We start from the raw sequence: 17,920 nt of genomic DNA, 5'->3' as shown, positions 1-17,920 counted from the left end.
GAATCCTGATATTGCTTATATATAAATTCCAAATAAATATAAAAAGATAGATTAATATTACATTTGGATATGAGAATAATAGTGAGCTTGGCCAACCGGGTCAATCCAGTCACTGCAACAGAGTGTCGCAGCTAAAGGTCATCCGTTTAACGCTGACTGGAGTGATGCACTAAACGCGCAACAAAGGGCATCAACGAAAAACCCAATAAACTCGACAAAGCCTTGGCCTGAGCCTTCAGCGTTTTATCACTGCCAGCCATCGGGCGCTTACCGGCGTAAATCACCCAGTTACCGCTTTGCGTGGTGCAGCTTTTAATGTCACTGAAATGCTCTGACAAGGCTTCGATCACTTCGCTCCCTTGATGATCACGCCAGCAATTTAACACCAACCAGCCATCGGGTTTTAAGCGATCCGCGCAGCCTGCCAGAAAAGCGGGGTCTAACTGCTGTTCATCAAGGCCAGCATCGGTATAGATATCGCTGATCAGCAAATCCACACGCTTATCCACCGGAACATCTTGAAGATACTGTTTGGCATCCATCACCGTGAGCGTCAAACGCTTACTGCGCGGAAACTGAAAATAGCGATACGCAACGTTGACCACCTCTTGACGAAGCTCGACGATCTCTTGCTTTAAGGAGGGGAAACGTTCGTGCAAGCAACGATTGAGCGTACCAGACCCTAGGCCCATACAAAGGATGCGCTTTGGGTTATCAACAAACAAAAGGCCCATCACCATGGCACGTGTGTACTCATGCTGTGGGATCAAAGGCTCGTTTTTTAACCAGCAGCTTTGTTCGTCGGTTTCACCGAACGACAGGTATCGTTTGTTTCCGTCATCAAGAACACGCACGGCACCGTACTCGTCGTGTCCTCGATAGATCTCTTTACCAGAGAGTGCCATGGATTATCTCTGCAGACTTAAAGGGCAGCGCAGTATAAACCTAAGCACCGGAATTGCCGAACACTCTTCGAAGGATCAGTCGAATAAAGCGTCGGTTTTGGCGGCACAAATCAGATCGTTTTTGTGCAGCCCGTCGATTTCATGGGTCCACCACACCACGGTGACTTTACCCCACTCCGTTGTGATCACAGGGTGATGACCCTCGCCTTCCGCCATGTCGCCTACCCGTTGGGTAAACGCCAGTGCGTCTTTAAAGGTGCTAAAAGGGAAAAGGCGCGTGATCTGCTCTACCCCATCACGGGTGATCAGTTGCCAATCGGGCAGTTGCTTAAGCTCAGCGGCAAGCGCTTCGCCGGCCAGTTGTGGCGCGCCTTTACGGCACGCCTCGCAGCTTTGTTGGGACAGTGTCACGTCAACTCCTTGTAAGGCCGTTATGACTTACCTTCACGGTTTTCCGTGTTGGACGTCGCTAGAATGTCCGCAAGGTTACCGCGACTGAGCTCTCCCGCCAACTGGCCTTCTTCATCAATAACCGGCAGAGGGTGTTCGGCCTCAAGCGTATCGGGAATGACCTCTTCAAGCACCGCATCCATCGACAAACAAGGCGTCTCTTGGCACACAGCGGCTTGCGTGTTCTGCTCGCCCCGCTCTGATGCCTCTTGAAGGGCTGATTGGGTCACCACCCCTTGGAAGCCCTCTTGGTTAATAAAGTAACCAAAATCTTGCTTGGATGCCCGCATCTGATTTAACGCATCCGCGATTAGGTCGGCACTGATTCAACAGATAGCCGGCTGCATGACCGCATCCACCGTTAAGGCGCGAGCGCGATTCACATCTTTAACAAACGCCTCAACATAATCATCCGCCGGATGAAGAAGAATCTCTTCTGGGCGGCCCTGTTGCACCAACTGGCCATCTTTTAAGATCGCAATACGATCCCCCAAGCGCAGCGCTTCATCCAGATCATGCGTGATAAAAATGATGGTTTTGTGCAGAGTTTCTTGCAGCTCAATCAGCTGATCTTGCATTTCACTTCGAATCAGTGGGTCAAGCGCCGAAAAGGCTTCATCCATCAAGAGCACTTCAGCATCGGTGCACAGTGCTCTGGCCAAGCCCACACGCTGCTGCTGACCACCTGATAACTGAGCGGGGTATTGCTTCTCGTAACCTGCTAAGCCCACGGTATCCAGCCACTCTTTGGCTTTAGCCGTACGCGCCGTTTTATCCACACCTTGAATCGCTAGACCATAGGCGACGTTATCCAACACTGTACGGTGCGGCATCAAGCCAAAGCGCTGGAAGACCATCGACATTTTATGGCGACGAAATTGCTCCAACTCCTTTGCCGAAAGCTTCATCACATCCACATTATTGACCAGAATCTCGCCTTCGGTCGGCTCAATCAGGCGGTTGAAGTGGCGGATCAAGGTCGATTTACCGGAGCCAGACAAGCCCATGATGACAAAAATTTCGCCAGGGTAAATCGAGAGGTTAATGTCCTTTAAACCCAAGGTATGACCCGTGCGCGCTAAAATCTCATCTTTGCTTTTACCCTCGTGTACCAAGGACATCACCGACTCAGGTTTTGAGCCAAATAACTTATAGAGATTTTTGATTTCGATCAGAGGCTGCTTATCAGTCATGGCGACCTCCCAAATGCTGCTGAGTGCGCTTTGCGTACGCTTGAGAGATACGATCAAAAATAATCGCCAAAGCCACAATGGCTAAACCGTTCAGTAAGCCCAATGCAAAGTATTGGTTAGTGATCGATTTCAACACCGGCTGACCTAAGCCTTTCACACCAATCATGGAAGCAATCACCACCATCGAGAGCGCCATCATAATCGTTTGGTTCACACCCGCCATAATCGTGGGCATCGCCAACGGAAGTTGAACCCCAAACAAGCGCTGAGACCGGCTTGCGCCAAAGGCGGTTGAGGCTTCCAATACCTCTTTATCCACCAGCCGTATACCAAGATTGGTCAATCGAATCACAGGTGGTATGGCGTAGATCACCACGGCGATCAGTCCTGGAATTTTACCAATGCCCAGCAACATGACGACGGGTATGAGATACACGAAGGCGGGCATGGTCTGCATTACATCCAACAATGGGGTAATGATGTTTTGAGTGCGATCCGATCGGGACATCAAGATCCCAACCGGTATGCCTAATCCAATGGCGAGCAAAGTACACACCGTGATGATGCTCAAGGTGCTCATGGTGTCCTTCCACATACCGAAGTAGCCAATCAACGCAAAGGCCACAATAACACCCACGCACAACTTCCAAGACCGGCTGGCCGCATAAGCCAAACCAGTAATGACGAGGATGACCATCGGCCAGGGCGTGGCCAACAGTAATTTTTCAAACCAAACAAGAAACGTCAGCAAAGGATCGAAAAAACCTTCGATCATATCGCCGTATTCGCGGGAAAAACCGCGGTAGGCTTCATCAAGCGTTTTACGAATGTCCCGTAACTCGCTTCGCCCAAGGGAAGGAAACTCAGACCACCAATTGGATTCTGCCATATGTTACTACCTATCTTACATAAAAAAGCCCAGCACAAAGCTGGGCTTAAACCATCAAAGGTCGTCTAACGCCGACTTCACTTTGTCAGCCACATCACTCGGTACCCAAGGGCTCCACAGCTCCGGATACTCCGTTAGAAAATGCTCCATGGTGTACTCACCATCGGCTTGGTTATCTTCCATCCATGCCAGCAAACCGTTCATCTGGTCGTTGGTAAAAGCCCGTTTTGTCAGATACTCATACGCTTCTGGGGCACGCTTAGCAAAAGCTTCGGTGGTCAGCGTTTGCACCAATGAAGGCGGGTACATCGTCACTTTCGGGTTTTCACAGCCCTCTTTAGACGTACAGGTTAGGTACTCCTCTTTATCAACGCCGCTGCCAAAATCCACTTTGACCATCTTGTACTTACCCAGCACCGCCGTCGGGGCCCAGTAGTAACCAAACCATGGTTCTTGACGCTCGTATGCCTTGGCAATGGAAGCGGCAAGTCCCGCACCGGAACCTGGGTCGACTAACTCAAAACCGACCTCTTCAAGCTTAAGTGCGCGGAACAAATTACCGGCCGAAATTTGGCAGTTCCAACCGGCTGGGCAGGTGTACATGGCCGATGCGTCTGGATCTTCCGGGTGATCAAACAGGGCTACATTTGCGATCACTCCTTGAATGGTTGCCAAGGATGGATCTTTATCCACCATGTATTGCGGCACCCAGTAACCTTCTTCACCACCATCGGATAGAGAGTCACCGGCAAAGCGCAGTCGTCCCTCTTCGACACCGCGCTCCAGGGCTTCACGCATCGAGTTACTCCACATTTCAGGGGCGATATCCGGCTCCCCTTTTTCGATCATGGAGGTCCCAGTAGGCATCGTATCCCCAGGAACAAGTTCGGCCTCACATCCATAGCCATTTTCGAGAATGAATTTATCCACATGTGCCATAAAGGAGGCTGAGTTCCAATTCATATCCGCGATCTGAACCGACCCGCACTCGGCACTTGCTGAGTTGGAAAAGGCAAACAAACTGGCAGTTAGACAGGGCCAAACGAGATGGTGTTTCTTCATAACTTGCTCCGGTTATACGTTTTGAACTATATACATTATAGATCAAATGATTAGATCTCAAATCTTATTATGGGTTGTAGATCCATGTTAGGCACGTATAATCCGCCCTCTTAAACGGGATAGAGCGCATGACAACACCTTACTGGCCAGAAGTACTGATCTCTTTACGACAGATCATTAGAGCAACCGACCTTCAATCGAAGCGCGTCATGAAAGCGTGTGGGCTGACCATACCGCAAGTCATGGTGTTAAAAGCGATCGAGAGTCTTGGGGATGTGACCGTAAAACGGATTTCCGATCACGTTTCGCTTAGTCAAGCGACGGTGACCACAATCCTGAATCGTATGGAAGATAAGGGTTTTGTCGAGCGGGTTAGAAGTGTAAAGGACCGTCGTATCGTCAATGCACGCATGACCGAATCAGGCCTTGCGATGTTAAACAGCGCACCGCCTCTGTTGCACGAAGAGTTTATCCGTCAGTTTGAATCTCTACCGAAAGACCAAATGCAGACCATTTTGGATTCCCTGCAACAAGTCGCTACGATGATGCACGCCGAGCAACTGGACGTTGCACCCATGCTGGATATCCAAGCAACTACCCCAGAAGTGGCGCTGGCACAAGCGGATGTTCTACTGAACGATCAAGAGGAAGAGTAAGCACCTAACCTGATGCGTTAAGCGCTTTCAGCGACGGCAAACGCCACGACTGACTCTTGCTCATCCGAATACGAGAGATGAATGGTCTCTATCCCCTGCTGTTGGGCTTTTTCTAAAGCTCCTTCAGATAAAGTCACTAAAGGTCGACCCAGCGCATTTTTATGGATGCGAACGTGTTGCCAACTGACCCCACGTCCGATGCCCGTTCCCAGCGCTTTGACCACCGCTTCCTTGGCCGAAAAACGTTTGGCAAAGTAACGTTCGGGCTGGCTGTTCTGATTAAACTCGAGCTGTTCTTCGGGTGTCAGTACTCGACGTGCAATCGCGGGCGTGCGCTCTAAAGCCGCTTTAGCCCGCTCAATGCTGAGGATGTCTGTACCAATCCCGATGATCATTTTCGAAGTGCATCACGCTGTGCTTGAACACGCGACTGAGCCACTCGCATTAGATCACGCATTTCAGAGACCGCGCCTCTTAAACCAACAAACACAGCGCGGGCAATAACACCGTGACCGATGTTCAGCTCGTTCAGTTGTGGAATTTCGGCGATCGGCTCAACGTTATGATAGTGCAATCCGTGACCGGCATTAACCACCAAACCACGCTCAAACGCATACTCAGACGCTTTACGAATGCGCTCAAGCTCCGCTAATTGATCGGACTTTGAACGTGCATCGGCATACGCGCCCGTATGCAGCTCAATGGTCGGTGCGCCACAGGCAATGGCCGCATCGATCTGGGCAATATCAGGGTCGATGAACAATGACACATCGATCTCTTTCTCGGCCAACTGTTCAGTCGCCGCACGAATATGATCAAGATGCCCCAAAACATCGAGCCCACCTTCTGTGGTCAGCTCTTCACGCTTTTCCGGCACTAAGCAGCAGTGCGCCGGCGAGACTTCTCGAGCAATACGCACCATCTCATCCGTCACGGCCATCTCAAAATTCATGCGGGTCTGCAGCGTCTGAGCCAACAAGTAGATATCCCGGTCTTGGATATGACGTCGATCTTCACGCAAGTGGACTGTAATGCCATCGGCACCGGCCTCTTCGGCAAGGGCTGCAGCCACTAGAGTATCTGGGTATCGAGTGCCACGCGCTTGGCGCAGAGTCGCCACATGGTCGATGTTGATGCCGAGTAAAAGACGATTCGCTTCGATCACGACGGTTTCCTCTTATGATCGTTTTTGGAACAAGCTTCGGCTTTGCAGCGGCTTGTCCTGAGTAAGATGGTCAATGGCAAGGCGCATTAAGCGCTTTGCCGATTTACGGGCCGATGGGTGCTCGTAAGCGTCATCCTCGATGTGAAGAAGATCTTGCCCCGAGAAATACCGTATCCGTTCCGATTCCGAAAGTTGGCTAACTTGCCTAAAGCACCAACCTTCCAGATCAAACCGATACACTTGGTCGGCCATTAATTGGCTGTAATCTAAACCATACCCGGTTTCTTGCAAAATTTGTCGCTCAAACGTCCTCAATGCGCCTTCGACATCGTTTTGCTGCACCAACGCCGTGATCACGTATTGATAGAACACATAAAGACGAGGCACACCGTCAAAAGGCATGAGTAAACGCTGAAGTAACTCATTGACGTATAAACCACACATCAACGCATTACCGGTCAAGATACCGTTATGACCAACGGCTTCGGCACTGATGAGCGACTTTAAATCTTGACGGCCACGCCAACGAATCTGCAAGGGAATAAAGGGTTGAATCACCGCACGCTGTTTCGATCCCGGGCGTCTTAACCCTTTCACAACAGCGCTGACTTTTCCGTGCTCAAGGGTAAAAAAATCCACAAGAGCACTGGTTTCACGGTAAGGGCGGGTATGAAGCACATAAGCCGCAACCGGCTCGTCGGGTGCAACCATTATTGATTATCTTGATAGCCTAGCGAGCGCAATGCGCGTTCATCATCGGACCAGCCGCGTCGAACTTTAACCCAAAGGTTGAGCATGACTTTGCACTCGAACATCCGCTCGATGTCTTTACGGGCGTCACGACCAATGGTTTTCATTCGCTCGCCCTTGTTACCGATGATGATCTTTTTCTGGCCGTCCCGTTCTACTAAAATCAGGGCGCTGATGGTCAGGAGTGTTCCATCATGAATGAACTCTTCGATCTCGACGGTTGCGCCATAAGGGACTTCTTCACCAACGTTACGCATCAGCTTTTCACGAACAATTTCAGCCACAATAAAACGAGAGCTTTTGTCGGTAATCTGATCTTCCGGATAATGGTGCGCAGCTTCCGGCATGTAGGAGGCAATGACGGTCTCAAGCTGATCCACATTGTTGCCATTCTTGGCCGAAATGGGCACGATGTCGGCAAACGACATTTTACTTGAAAGCAACTCTAACTGCGGCAGCAGGTCGGACTTATCCTCAAGCTGATCGACTTTGTTGATCACAAGCACCACAGGGCAATCGGCACGCTTTACCTTCTCAAGAACAATCTCGTCTTCTTCGGTCCACGCGGTGCGATCCACCATAAACAACACTAAGTCGACACCACGAAGCGCTTCACTGGCCGCTTTATTCATGTAGCGGTTCAGGGCTTTCTCGTTCTCTTTGTGTAAACCGGGCGTATCTACAAACACCACTTGAAGATCATCTTCAGTTTTGATCCCCAAAATCTGATGACGTGTGGTTTGTGGCTTACGTGAGGTGATACTGATCTTTTGACCCAGCATACGGTTCATCACAGTGGACTTACCCATGTTCGGGCGGCCTACAATCGCAACAAAACCGCAACGCTGTACAGGTTGCTCACCGGCTTCAGGTTCTAACCAACGACGAAACTCTTCTTTCATCAGCGAACACCTGCTTTTGCCAATTCATTCAACGCCGCTTTGGCAGCTTCTTGCTCAGCTTGGCGACGGCTACTGCCTTCACCTTTTGTTGGCATCTCTAAAGGCTCGATATGACACTCAATGTAAAAGGTTTGAGCATGTGCTTCACCATCCACCCGAGTTAAATCATAGGTTGGCAAAGTCAAACGACGAGACTGAAGCCACTCTTGCAGGCGTGTTTTGGAGTCTTTCAGTGCCTCATCAATGTCCAAATTTTCAAGACGCTGATGAAACCAGCCTAAAACCACCTTGCGCACCTGCTCAAGATCGCTGTCCAGATACATGGCACCAATCAAGGCTTCAACCGCATCTGCTAAAATCGAATCGCGACGAAAGCCACCGCTTTTAAGCTCGCCAGGGCCTAGGCGTAAAAAATCACCCAGTTTTAACTCCCGGCCGATCTCTGCCAAGGTTTCCCCTTTGACCATGCGTGCACGCAGACGACTCAACTGTCCTTCGCGCGCTTGAGGAAAGCGTTCGAACAGGTCATCAGCAATCACAAAGTTAACGATGGAATCCCCAAGGAACTCCAATCGCTCATTGTTCTTTTTGCCACAGCTTCGGTGAGTCAGAGCCAGTTCGCACAAAGACTCATCAGTAAAGGTATAACCCAGCTTTCGGGTTAATTCAGAAATCGGTTTAATCAAGGCTTATTGGCTTCGTATTCGTCGTTAAACTTCACAACCGCATCGATGTTGTAGAACATCGGCACGCGTCGCTCGTATTTCAAAGTGAATTTAAGGACGCCTTCTTCATTACGGATATCCAACGCTTCGCGCTCAGGCAAAGACACTTGGTTAATGTAAAAGCGTTTATCAATGTCAGAACGGATCTGGGCAATCGGCTTAGCCAACTCATTTCTATCTTGAACAATGGCTTCAACGACCGACTTGATCGTTTGATGCTCCAGATAAGGTGAATACAGCTTAAAACCAATCGCGACAAAGGTACCCACCATCAAAACCACAATCAGGGTTCCGAAAAAAGAGGCGCCTCTTTGCTGTTTTGGTAATTCCCTCATCCCGACAGTCTCCTTATCTATTATTCAATGCCACGTGCGGCGGTAAAATCAGGGATACTGGTAAAGGTAGGCCAATGCATCCAAACCGCAAACGCACGACCAACTAACAGTGAGTCTGGCACAAAACCCCAGTAACGGCTGTCATTACTGTTGTCACGGTTATCACCCATAACGAAGTATTGGCCTTCAGGCACCGTCCATTCTTTGGCAAAACCGCCCGGGGTGCCTACATCATTATAGATCTCATGCGTCACACCGCTTAGGTTTTCTTCAAGCAACAAGGTGCGAGGGCTCATCGGCGGTAGTTTCGCTTCTAACTTAACGTTTTGAAGTTCGCCGTTCACATAGATTTTTTTGTCTTTGTAGGTAATGACATCACCCGGTAGGCCAATCAGTCGTTTGATGTAGTTTACTGATGGGTCATTCGGGAATTTAAACACAACCACATCACCGCGCTCAGGCTCCCCAACGGGGATCACTTTAGTACCGAGTACCGGCAAACGTAGGCCATAGTCGTATTTATTCACCAAAATGAAGTCACCGATTTTTAACGTCGGCAACATGGAACCGGATGGAATTTGAAACGGCTCAACTAAAAATGAGCGGACGATCAGCACAATCGCCAACACAGGGAACATCGAACGGGAAAAATCGGACCACCAAGGCGTGGTATCCAGTTTTTCTTTCATCTCTTTGGTCAGTTCAGCATCCATGCCTTCTTGCGCTTTACTGAACGTTGCGGTTCTGGGCTTTTCGTAGATCATTTTATCGATCAACCAGCCAATCCCCGTCACCAACGTGGCGATTACTAAAATCAGCGCAAAATCAAAGTTCATTGTGTGTCCTTAGTTATCCACTTTCAGAACGGCCAGGAACGCAGCCTGTGGAATCTCCACACTGCCCACCTGCTTCATCCGTTTTTTACCTTCTTTCTGTTTCTGCAACAGTTTCTTCTTACGGCTTACGTCACCACCGTAACATTTCGCGGTTACGTTTTTACGCAGCGCTTTCACCGTAGTACGCGCAATGACTTTACCACCAATTGCCGCTTGGATAGCGACATCAAACATTTGGCGTGGGATCAGATCTTTCATCTTTTCACACAACTGGCGGCCACGATATTGTGCGTTATCACGGTGTAAAATGACCGCTAAAGCGTCAACTCGTTCACTGTTGATCAGAATATCCAGACGTACCAACGACGCCGGTTCAAAACGGTTGAAGTTATATTCCAGTGAGGCATAACCACGACTGGTCGACTTCAAGCGGTCGAAGAAGTCCAATACCACTTCCGCCATTGGCAGCTCGTAGGTTAACTGAACTTGTTGACCAATGAATTGCATGTTCTTTTGGATACCGCGCTTCTCAACGCACAAACCGATAACCGCGCCCAGATAATCATTCGGAACAAGAATATTGGCTTGAACAATAGGCTCGCGCATTTCACGGATGAGGGATGGATCTGGCAACTTAGATGGGCTGTCGATGTGCACCACCTCACCGCTGTTAAGTTCAATCTCGTAAATTACCGTTGGGGCGGTCGTGATCAGATCCAGATCGTATTCGCGCTCTAAGCGCTCTTGAATGATCTCCATGTGCAGCATTCCAAGGAAGCCGCAGCGAAAACCAAAACCCAACGCATCGGAGGTTTCTGGTTCAAAGAACAAAGACGCATCGTTAAGCGTAAGTTTATCCAACGCGTCACGGAAATCTTCATAATCATCAGAGCTGGTTGGGAAAAGCCCGGCGTACACTTGCGGCTGAACCTTCTGGAAACCTGGCAACGGCGCAACATCAGGTGTTTTTTGATGCGTTAGCGTATCACCCACCGGCGCACCATGAATGTCTTTGATACCCGCGACCACAAAACCCACTTCACCAGCACGCAGAACGCCGGTTTCTTTACGTTTTGGGGTAAAGATACCCACAGAATCAACCAAATGACTTTGTCCGGTCGATTTAACCAGAATTTTATCTTTCTTGGACAAGGTGCCGTGTTTCACTCGTACCAAGGAGACAACGCCTAAGTAGTTATCAAACCAAGAATCGATGATCAGCGCTTGCAATGGGGCATCGATATCGCCTTCAGGTGAAGGAATCGTTTTGATCAAGGCTTCAAGTACTTCATCAACACCCATACCGCTTTTGGCAGAACAAGGAATCGCATCCGTTGCATCGATACCGATCACTTCTTCGATCTCGTGACGAACACGGTCAGGCTCAGCTTGCGGTAGATCCATCTTGTTCAAGACCGGCAAAACCTCAAGCCCCTGTTCAATAGCGGTGTAACAGTTCGCTACAGATTGCGCTTCCACACCTTGTGCCGCATCGACTACCAGCAGCGCTCCTTCACAGGCCGCCAGCGAGCGCGATACTTCGTACGAGAAGTCGACGTGCCCTGGGGTATCGATAAAGTTAAGTTGGTAAACGTTGCCATCTTGGGATTTGAAATCCAAGGTAACGCTCTGAGCTTTGATCGTAATACCACGCTCACGCTCGATGTCCATGGAATCCAGCACCTGCTCTGCCATTTCACGGTCAGAGAGGCCACCGCACACTTGAATAAAACGGTCGGCCAGTGTGGATTTACCATGGTCGATGTGGGCGATGATGGAAAAGTTACGAATGTGTGCGAGCTTACTCACGATAGATAGTCTCAGATCAGTAATAGGGGTTACATCGTTGCTGACCACCTACTTCGTGTGGATGCGCAGGAGAATCGATCTCAATCCTGGCAGAGGTGCCCTCAGCAAACGCGGAATTTTAGCCTATTTATAAATCGCTCGCCACGATTGATCAGGGTATAGGCTCTGGTTTGGGCAAAAATAAAGCGCCCTTAAGGCGCTTTATCTAGGAAGTTTACTGATTCAATTTCAGCGGAATGAAGATTGGACTGCCACGTCGCACAATGCGCATAGGCACAGCACGCTTGTTAGGTAGGTCATCTACAATTTTTGTGAATTGACGCGCATTTTCAACACGCTCACCATTGAGCATGGTGATCACATCGCCAGACATCAACCCAGCTTCAGCAGCAGGACCTGCCATCACTTTTTGTACAAGAATACCGTAGTTAACACCCATGTCTTCCAACTCATCGTTGGTCAGATCCGAGAACAAGATGTTCAGGCGGTTATTCTTGGGCGCTTCGCCTTCCTGTCCAGAGGTTTTCATTTGGCGAGGGTCTTCCGGAAGAGTGCCAATCGTAACCGGCATTTCTTGCTCACTTCCATCACGAATCACGGTGACAGTAGCTTTTACGCCAGGCTGCACTCGACCCACCAAATGCGGTAGATCTGAGGACAAATTCACTTCATCACCATTAAACGCTGTGATGATATCGCCCTCGCGAAGACCTGCATCAAACGCTGGGCTATCCGCTAACACTTTAGCGACCAGGGCACCAGAAGGCTTATCCAAACCAAAGGATTCGGCTAGGTCTTTGTTGACTTCTTGTATGATGACGCCCAACCAACCACGAGTGACAAAACCACTGTCTTTAAGCTGATTCGATACGTTCATGGCCACATCAATTGGGATCGCAAAGGACAGCCCCATAAACCCACCGGATCGTGTGTAGATCTGCGAGTTAATCCCGACCACTTCACCATCTAGGTTGAACAAAGGGCCACCTGAGTTACCTGGGTTGATTGCCACATCGGTCTGGATGAAAGGCACATAAGTCTCGTTTGATAGCGCTCGTCCTGTCGCACTCACAATGCCCGATGTCACAGTGTGATCAAAACCAAACGGTGAACCGATAGCGAGTACCCACTCACCCTGCTCTAACTTGGAGGAATCACCAATCTTCACCGTCGGTAGATCGTCAGCGTCAATCTTCAATAGCGCAACGTCGGAGCGCTCATCCGAACCGACCACATCGGCTTCCAGCTCGCGTCGATCATTCAAACGAACAATGACCTGATCTGCGCCTTTTACGACATGATGATTCGTTAAGATATAGCCGTTTTTCGAGATAATGAATCCAGAACCCAGTGATTGTGGAACACGACGCTCAATGCCGCCGTTATCTCCACCTTGGTCAGGAATTTGGAAGAAGTGACGAAAGATTTCAGGTATCTCTTCTCCATTCGGGCCACGAAGATTAAATCCGTAAGGCGAGCTGTTTTCCTGAACTTTTTGAATGGTACTGATGTTTACAACCGCCGGTGCGGCTTGTTTAACCAGGGACTTAAAATCCGGCAACTCTGCTTTTACACTGCCTGACACAACCACCAAAAGACAGGTAAACGCGACTAACAGACGTTTCATAAGTCAGCATTCCTCTTGTTTTAGGAGACTCTGAGCAAGATCGGTCGGTACGTGTTGCGCTTTTCCATTGCTTTCCCGAAAAAACGGACCATCAAGAAGCCAACACCCAAACCGAGAAAAGAAGATAGAATGACCACAGGCTCGGCCAACGCATTTAAATGCGCCGCGACACCAATCGTGATCATCATAAGAAGCGGGAGCATGTAAATAAGCGCTGATGCCTTTACAAAGCCCCCTTCATCAATCCCAACGATGACATCGTCACCGATGTGAACAGGAAGGTTGCCAGGGTTGTCTACCTCGATGTGCGTCATTTTGGAAGCCGCCCATTCAGAGAGCGACTTCTGACCACAACTGCTGGCCGCCTGACATTGTGCACACACTGATGTTCGGGCAGCTTCAATAATCACCCGCCCTGGCATCAACTCTACAACCCGTGCACGTTCCTCAATCATCGATTAGTGAACCTGTGAGTGAGATTGAGTGACCGACGCTGCGATACGATCAGCGATCATTAACGGTACATCACCAACAACAGCGACGAATTGATCACCTTTGTTCATGCCAACAGCAACAACATCACCGGACTGTGTCACACCTGCAGGCACTTTTTGATGCCCTTTAGGCTCGATACTTACCGATACGGAATGACGTCCATCACTGTAAACCATGATTTCAGCATGTGGCATCACTTCGTGGCGGATACGTGTGAACCCATCCGGTAACCAGTGTGCATCCCATGAAGGCTGGCTATCACTGATCAACTGATTGTGTTGATCGATGTAGCTTTTCAAACCTTGAGATAAACGAATCACCTCTGGCTCTTCGTAAGATGTACGGATAACCGATGCATCTGTACTCAGGTCAGAACCAAACTGCGTTCTCTGAAGGTTAGAAGACGCCGGTGCAGGTGCATTCAGAGCAAGCTGCGGATCATTCGCAGGCGCTGTTGGTAATTCAACACCGTCTTGAGTGAAACGCTGGCCACCTAGAATAACCACAGCTGTTACAGAAGCCGCAACGGCCATACTGGCGAATGGCTTCCACCAATGATTGGTATCAGAACCCACGACTTGTGGTTGATCTTGCACAGCCGTTTGAGTCATGTGATGTGACTCTTCATCCTCAAGCGCATCGCGTACACGAGACACCAGATCAATTTCAGGTGTCAAAGCCGCAGGCGTTGAGTTGTGTAACGTTTGCTGCGCAAGATGATATCGCTGCCACTTTTCGCTGAGCGCGCGTTCTTCAGGAAGACGCTCAATTAAGCGACGGAGCTCAAAAGACGATACTTCACCGTCCATTGCCGCCGACAGCGACTCATGAGACTCATAGCTCATCACATTACCCTCATAACTACGTCGTTAAACTTGGATCTCTCACGACAAAAGCGGAGCGATCTCTTTATCGATTGCTTCACGTGCTCGGAAGATACGAGATCGCACAGTACCGACCGGACAATCCATCACGGTGGCAATGTCTTCGTAGCTCATTCCTTCAAATTCACGCAGCGTCAGTGCCGCACGTAAATCCTCTGGAAGCTGATCCAAAGCTCGCTTAACGGTTTCATTTAATTCATCGCGAAATAGACTGTTTTCAGGGTTTTCGAGTTCCCGAAGCTCGTCACCTGCGTCGTAATATTCCGCATCACCCACATCAACATCGACATCAGGCGGTCTACGCCCACGTGACACCAAGTGATTTTTTGCTGTATTGATCGCAATTCGATACAACCAAGTATAAAAAGCACTGTCACCTCGGAAACGTGGCAAGGCTTTATAAGCCTTGATAAACGCTTCTTGCGCGATATCCATTGCTTCATGGTGGTCATACACGTAGCGACTCACTAAGCCGACTATTTTGTGTTGGTACTTACCAACCAGCAGGTCAAACGCCCGCTTGTCTCCGGCTTGTACTCGTTCAACTAACTGCTGATCAATATCCGTCTGGTTTTCGATCGACACCACTGATCCTTAATCAAAGTCATCCCGACATATACGGACATTGACATCAAACGCTGAATCTTCAGGGATAACAGGCACTTGATGATCATCTTCATTCGTTATGAGTCGGGAAAATGTAATAAGTTCACGCCCACCTGTAAAAAATATGACGCTGTGCAGGTATAGTGGGCATAATATCCAACAGTTATTAAACGTGATGCTGAACTAAAGATGCAACAGGAATTTGATGTTCTAATTATCGGCAGCGGTGCTGCAGGACTTTCATTGGCACTGTTATTGGCTGATCAAGCTAAAGTAGCCGTACTGAGTAAGGGTGAGTTAACCAGTGGTTCAACTTGGTTAGCACAAGGTGGGATTGCCGCTGTACTGGATAAAGATGACCAGATTCAAAACCACATCGAAGACACATTGACGGCAGGTGCGCACCTAAGTCACAACGATGCTGTCGAGTTCACCGTAACGCACGGACGTGAGTCCATCGAGTGGCTGATCCAACAAGGGGTTCCGTTCACTCAAGAAAATGGACGATACCACTTGACTAAGGAAGGCGGACACTCCCATCGTCGAATCATCCATGCCGCAGACGCCACTGGCCGAGCGGTTCAAGAGACATTAATTGATCGGGCTAAAGCGCATTCGAGTATTCATTTATTCGAGCAACATACCGCTATTGATTTGATTACTCGGCGCAAGCTAAAGCAATCGAACAACCGTTGCCTAGGTGCGTATGTCTTTAATGGCAATACAGGGCACGTTGAAGTCTTTAAAGCCAACTTTGTGGTGCTGGCCACAGGCGGGGCATCGAAGACTTATCTATACAGCAGTAACTCAGATGGCGCGAGTGGTGATGGCATAGCCATGGCTTGGCGTGCTGGCTGTCGAGTAGCTAACCTTGAGTTCAACCAGTTCCACCCCACGTGTTTGTATCACCCACAAGCCAAATCGTTTTTGGTATCTGAAGCGGTCCGTGGCGAAGGCGGCAAACTTTTGTTACCCGACGGCACGCCATTTATGCACCGCTTTGATGAGCGTAAAGAGCTTGCCCCGCGTGACATAGTTGCCAGAGCCATTGACCATGAGATGAAGCGACTGGGCTGCGATCATGTCTTTTTAGACATATCTCATAAACCTGCTGATTTCCTGAAATCTCATTTTCCAACGATTTACGAGCGCTGCTTAAGTCTCGGCATTGATATCACCAAAGACCCTATCCCAGTCGTCCCTGCAGCGCACTACACGTGCGGCGGTGTAATGACCAATGAGTGGGGGTGTACCGATTTAAATGGCTTATATGCGATAGGTGAGACCTCATTCACAGGCTTACACGGCGCGAATCGACTGGCCTCGAACTCACTGCTGGAATGTGTGGTCTTTGCAAGCTCTGCAGCCCGCCACATTCTTGAGCACTTCGAAAAGCATCATGAAGATGTTGATATCCCCCTTTGGGACGAGTCGCAAGTCACTGACTCAGATGAGGATGTGATCATCTCCCACAACTGGGATGAGCTACGACGTTTTATGTGGGATTACGTGGGGATTGTGAGAACCAACAAGCGATTACAGCGTGCTCAGCATCGTGTTGATTTATTGCAGCAAGAAATCACCGAATACTACTCGAATTACAAAGTCAGCAAAGATATCCTAGAACTGCGTAACTTGGCTTTGGTAGCTGAGCTAATCATACGCTCCGCTGCCCTTCGCAAAGAAAGCCGTGGTTTACATTACACCTTAGATTATCCAAACCTACTACCTGAAGCACGGGATACTATTCTTACGCCGATCAACTTTGATTGGAGCCGAAGCGCTAAGTAAATTTAGCGAAACGGATCATAACGCGTAAGCGTCTTGCTTCCTGAACACTCAACATATCTGGCCATACCCAAACTGTTTGTCTGGGTATGTCTGGATGTCGTATCTTAATAAACGATACAGGCCCATACTGACACGCCTCTTCGACTTGTCCTGTCGAATACCACGCACCTTTATACAACACAGAGCAATCGTTTAGCTTCGCATTCCATACAAGCTGTTGAATCTTGGATTCGGAACGATACGAACACGTAAAGAAGAGAACAGCACTGCTGATTGCGGTTGCCAAAAGAAAGCCTAGAGGCCAATTGGGAATATCGGAAAACCAAGGTGCAATCGCCGCTAAAGCGGCAGCACCCCAGATAAGATGCGTGAGGTGCTTAGAGGATTGGAAAGTAAAACTACTTGGGCTGAACACGATCTAGGATAATACGCACGATGCGATGCATATCCGGGTCTTGAGGCTCTTCTCGCTCCATCAACCAAACAAACAAGTCTTGGTCTTCACAGGCAAGCAGATTAACAAAACGGTCCTGGTCATCTTTGGGTAAATCACGGAAGGCATCGTTTACGAAGGGTACAAATAACACATCCAGCTCTAACATTCCGCGACGGCTTTGCCAGGCTAATTTACGAATATCTTCTTCTGTGTACATACATGACCTCTTTCATCAAAGCAGTGATCTACTGCGCTATTGAAGAGTAATTTCACCTTCATTAGAACGAAAAAACCCCGATCACATGGTGACCGAGGTTCCGTATAAAAGCTTGGCGATGACCTACTCTCACATGGGGAGACCCCACACTACCATCGGCGCTAAGGCGTTTCACTTCTGAGTTCGG

At 49.1% G+C, this 17,920-nt stretch carries 20 protein-coding genes, 1 rRNA gene and 1 pseudogene; 2 read left to right on the top strand and 20 right to left on the bottom strand.

Translation table 11 applies throughout. From position 1 onward, the window contains the following. Positions 1–146 precede the first annotated feature (146 nt). The 5 genes and pseudogenes from ACXAF9_RS07560 to ACXAF9_RS07540 all read right to left on the bottom strand — a co-directional run bounded on the left by ACXAF9_RS07560 (position 147) and on the right by ACXAF9_RS07540 (position 4,499). Positions 147–905: a spermidine synthase gene (locus tag ACXAF9_RS07560; RefSeq protein ID WP_475072451.1), complete on the bottom strand. Its 759-nt coding sequence runs from the start codon at positions 903–905 to the stop codon at positions 147–149. A 75-nt stretch (positions 906–980) separates the two neighbouring features. Beyond that, entirely contained in the window at positions 981–1,316 is a 336-nt protein-coding gene (locus ACXAF9_RS07555) for a 4a-hydroxytetrahydrobiopterin dehydratase (RefSeq protein WP_475072447.1), read from the bottom strand. A 20-nt stretch (positions 1,317–1,336) separates the two neighbouring features. After that, positions 1,337–2,548 (bottom strand): annotated as a pseudogene (locus ACXAF9_RS07550) (quaternary amine ABC transporter ATP-binding protein). Then, on the bottom strand, positions 2,541–3,437 hold the full coding sequence (locus tag ACXAF9_RS07545) for an ABC transporter permease (protein WP_475072446.1): 897 nt from the start codon (positions 3,435–3,437) through the stop codon (positions 2,541–2,543). The pseudogene ACXAF9_RS07550 and the gene ACXAF9_RS07545 overlap by 8 nt, the downstream one beginning before the upstream one ends. A 54-nt stretch (positions 3,438–3,491) precedes the next feature. Continuing rightward, the gene (locus ACXAF9_RS07540; RefSeq protein WP_475072444.1) at positions 3,492–4,499 is read right to left on the bottom strand and encodes an ABC transporter substrate-binding protein; all 1,008 of its coding nucleotides are present in this window, start codon (positions 4,497–4,499) and stop codon (positions 3,492–3,494) included. 128 nt (positions 4,500–4,627) lie between these two features. On the opposite strand from ACXAF9_RS07540, the gene ACXAF9_RS07535 reads away from it, so the two are divergent. After that, positions 4,628–5,155: a MarR family winged helix-turn-helix transcriptional regulator gene (locus ACXAF9_RS07535; RefSeq protein ID WP_475072442.1), complete on the top strand. Its 528-nt coding sequence runs from the start codon at positions 4,628–4,630 to the stop codon at positions 5,153–5,155. A 17-nt stretch (positions 5,156–5,172) separates the two neighbouring features. Here the strand turns inward: ACXAF9_RS07535 and acpS are convergent, their stop codons facing one another. The 12 genes from acpS to rpoE form a co-directional block, all read right to left on the bottom strand. Further along, entirely contained in the window at positions 5,173–5,550 is a 378-nt protein-coding gene (gene acpS / locus ACXAF9_RS07530) for a holo-ACP synthase (protein WP_475072440.1), read from the bottom strand. After that, on the bottom strand, positions 5,547–6,320 hold the full coding sequence (pdxJ, locus tag ACXAF9_RS07525) for a pyridoxine 5'-phosphate synthase (RefSeq protein ID WP_475072438.1): 774 nt from the start codon (positions 6,318–6,320) through the stop codon (positions 5,547–5,549). The genes acpS and pdxJ overlap by 4 nt, the downstream gene beginning before the upstream one ends. Before the next feature lie 12 nt (positions 6,321–6,332). Then, complete coding sequence (gene recO, locus ACXAF9_RS07520) at positions 6,333–7,031, bottom strand: DNA repair protein RecO (RefSeq protein ID WP_475072436.1); 699 nt, start codon at positions 7,029–7,031, stop codon at positions 6,333–6,335. Next, complete coding sequence (gene era, locus ACXAF9_RS07515; protein WP_475072435.1) at positions 7,031–7,972, bottom strand: GTPase Era; 942 nt, start codon at positions 7,970–7,972, stop codon at positions 7,031–7,033. The genes recO and era overlap by 1 nt, the downstream gene beginning before the upstream one ends. Next, positions 7,972–8,658 carry a ribonuclease III gene (gene rnc / locus ACXAF9_RS07510; RefSeq protein ID WP_475072433.1) on the bottom strand — a complete coding sequence of 229 codons (687 nt, stop codon included), beginning with the start codon at positions 8,656–8,658 and terminating at the stop codon, positions 7,972–7,974. Before rnc ends, era begins: the two co-directional genes overlap by 1 nt. Continuing rightward, positions 8,655–9,032: a DUF4845 domain-containing protein gene (locus tag ACXAF9_RS07505; RefSeq protein ID WP_475072430.1), complete on the bottom strand. Its 378-nt coding sequence runs from the start codon at positions 9,030–9,032 to the stop codon at positions 8,655–8,657. The genes rnc and ACXAF9_RS07505 overlap by 4 nt, the downstream gene beginning before the upstream one ends. Positions 9,033–9,052: 20 nt before the next feature. Then, positions 9,053–9,868: a signal peptidase I gene (gene lepB, locus ACXAF9_RS07500; protein ID WP_475072428.1), complete on the bottom strand. Its 816-nt coding sequence runs from the start codon at positions 9,866–9,868 to the stop codon at positions 9,053–9,055. A gap of 9 nt (positions 9,869–9,877) precedes the next feature. After that, a complete protein-coding gene (lepA, locus tag ACXAF9_RS07495; RefSeq protein WP_475072426.1) occupies positions 9,878–11,677 on the bottom strand; it encodes a translation elongation factor 4 in 1,800 nt (599 codons plus the stop codon). A 214-nt stretch (positions 11,678–11,891) separates the two neighbouring features. Continuing rightward, positions 11,892–13,304, bottom strand: coding sequence for a DegQ family serine endoprotease (locus tag ACXAF9_RS07490; RefSeq protein ID WP_475072424.1), 1,413 nt, complete (start codon positions 13,302–13,304; stop codon positions 11,892–11,894). A 20-nt stretch (positions 13,305–13,324) separates the two neighbouring features. Then, positions 13,325–13,759 (bottom strand): SoxR reducing system RseC family protein, encoded by a 435-nt coding sequence (locus tag ACXAF9_RS07485; protein WP_475072423.1) that lies wholly within the window; start codon positions 13,757–13,759, stop codon positions 13,325–13,327. 3 nt (positions 13,760–13,762) lie between these two features. After that, the gene (locus ACXAF9_RS07480; protein ID WP_475072421.1) at positions 13,763–14,644 is read right to left on the bottom strand and encodes a MucB/RseB C-terminal domain-containing protein; all 882 of its coding nucleotides are present in this window, start codon (positions 14,642–14,644) and stop codon (positions 13,763–13,765) included. Between the two features lie 39 nt (positions 14,645–14,683). Next, positions 14,684–15,268: an RNA polymerase sigma factor RpoE gene (rpoE, locus tag ACXAF9_RS07475; RefSeq protein WP_475072419.1), complete on the bottom strand. Its 585-nt coding sequence runs from the start codon at positions 15,266–15,268 to the stop codon at positions 14,684–14,686. Positions 15,269–15,478: 210 nt separating this feature from the next. On the opposite strand from rpoE, the gene nadB reads away from it, so the two are divergent. Continuing rightward, positions 15,479–17,080, top strand: a complete 1,602-nt coding sequence (gene nadB / locus ACXAF9_RS07470) for an L-aspartate oxidase (RefSeq protein WP_475072417.1) — start codon at positions 15,479–15,481, stop codon at positions 17,078–17,080. On the opposite strand, the gene ACXAF9_RS07465 is transcribed toward nadB, so the two are convergent. The 3 genes from ACXAF9_RS07465 to rrf form a co-directional block, all read right to left on the bottom strand. Next, on the bottom strand, positions 17,073–17,495 hold the full coding sequence (locus ACXAF9_RS07465; RefSeq protein ID WP_475072414.1) for a protein YgfX: 423 nt from the start codon (positions 17,493–17,495) through the stop codon (positions 17,073–17,075). The genes nadB and ACXAF9_RS07465 overlap by 8 nt on opposite strands. Continuing rightward, positions 17,479–17,733, bottom strand: coding sequence for an FAD assembly factor SdhE (locus tag ACXAF9_RS07460; RefSeq protein ID WP_475072412.1), 255 nt, complete (start codon positions 17,731–17,733; stop codon positions 17,479–17,481). The genes ACXAF9_RS07465 and ACXAF9_RS07460 overlap by 17 nt, the downstream gene beginning before the upstream one ends. Positions 17,734–17,843: 110 nt before the next feature. Next, a 5S ribosomal RNA gene (gene rrf, locus ACXAF9_RS07455) occupies positions 17,844–17,920 on the bottom strand; the annotation flags it as partial.

The sequence above is a fragment of the Neptunomonas sp. ABH4_499 genome (genome assembly GCF_056160565.1).
This window is presented reverse-complemented; position numbering and strand designations above follow the sequence as displayed.

Coding starts and splice junctions, on each gene's coding strand:
- acpS (WP_475072440.1), bottom strand. CDS start 5,550: ATGATCATCGGGATTGGTACAGACATCCTCAGCATTGAGCGGGCTAAA.
- lepB (WP_475072428.1), bottom strand. CDS start 9,868: ATGAACTTTGATTTTGCGCTGATTTTAGTAATCGCCACGTTGGTGACG.
- ACXAF9_RS07485 (WP_475072423.1), bottom strand. CDS start 13,759: ATGATTGAGGAACGTGCACGGGTTGTAGAGTTGATGCCAGGGCGGGTG.
- nadB (WP_475072417.1), top strand. CDS start 15,479: ATGCAACAGGAATTTGATGTTCTAATTATCGGCAGCGGTGCTGCAGGA.
- recO (WP_475072436.1), bottom strand. CDS start 7,031: ATGGTTGCACCCGACGAGCCGGTTGCGGCTTATGTGCTTCATACCCGC.
- ACXAF9_RS07560 (WP_475072451.1), bottom strand. CDS start 905: ATGGCACTCTCTGGTAAAGAGATCTATCGAGGACACGACGAGTACGGT.
- ACXAF9_RS07540 (WP_475072444.1), bottom strand. CDS start 4,499: ATGAAGAAACACCATCTCGTTTGGCCCTGTCTAACTGCCAGTTTGTTT.
- ACXAF9_RS07490 (WP_475072424.1), bottom strand. CDS start 13,304: ATGAAACGTCTGTTAGTCGCGTTTACCTGTCTTTTGGTGGTTGTGTCA.
- ACXAF9_RS07545 (WP_475072446.1), bottom strand. CDS start 3,437: ATGGCAGAATCCAATTGGTGGTCTGAGTTTCCTTCCCTTGGGCGAAGC.
- ACXAF9_RS07505 (WP_475072430.1), bottom strand. CDS start 9,032: ATGAGGGAATTACCAAAACAGCAAAGAGGCGCCTCTTTTTTCGGAACC.
- ACXAF9_RS07535 (WP_475072442.1), top strand. CDS start 4,628: ATGACAACACCTTACTGGCCAGAAGTACTGATCTCTTTACGACAGATC.
- era (WP_475072435.1), bottom strand. CDS start 7,972: ATGAAAGAAGAGTTTCGTCGTTGGTTAGAACCTGAAGCCGGTGAGCAA.
- ACXAF9_RS07460 (WP_475072412.1), bottom strand. CDS start 17,733: ATGTACACAGAAGAAGATATTCGTAAATTAGCCTGGCAAAGCCGTCGC.
- ACXAF9_RS07480 (WP_475072421.1), bottom strand. CDS start 14,644: ATGAGCTATGAGTCTCATGAGTCGCTGTCGGCGGCAATGGACGGTGAA.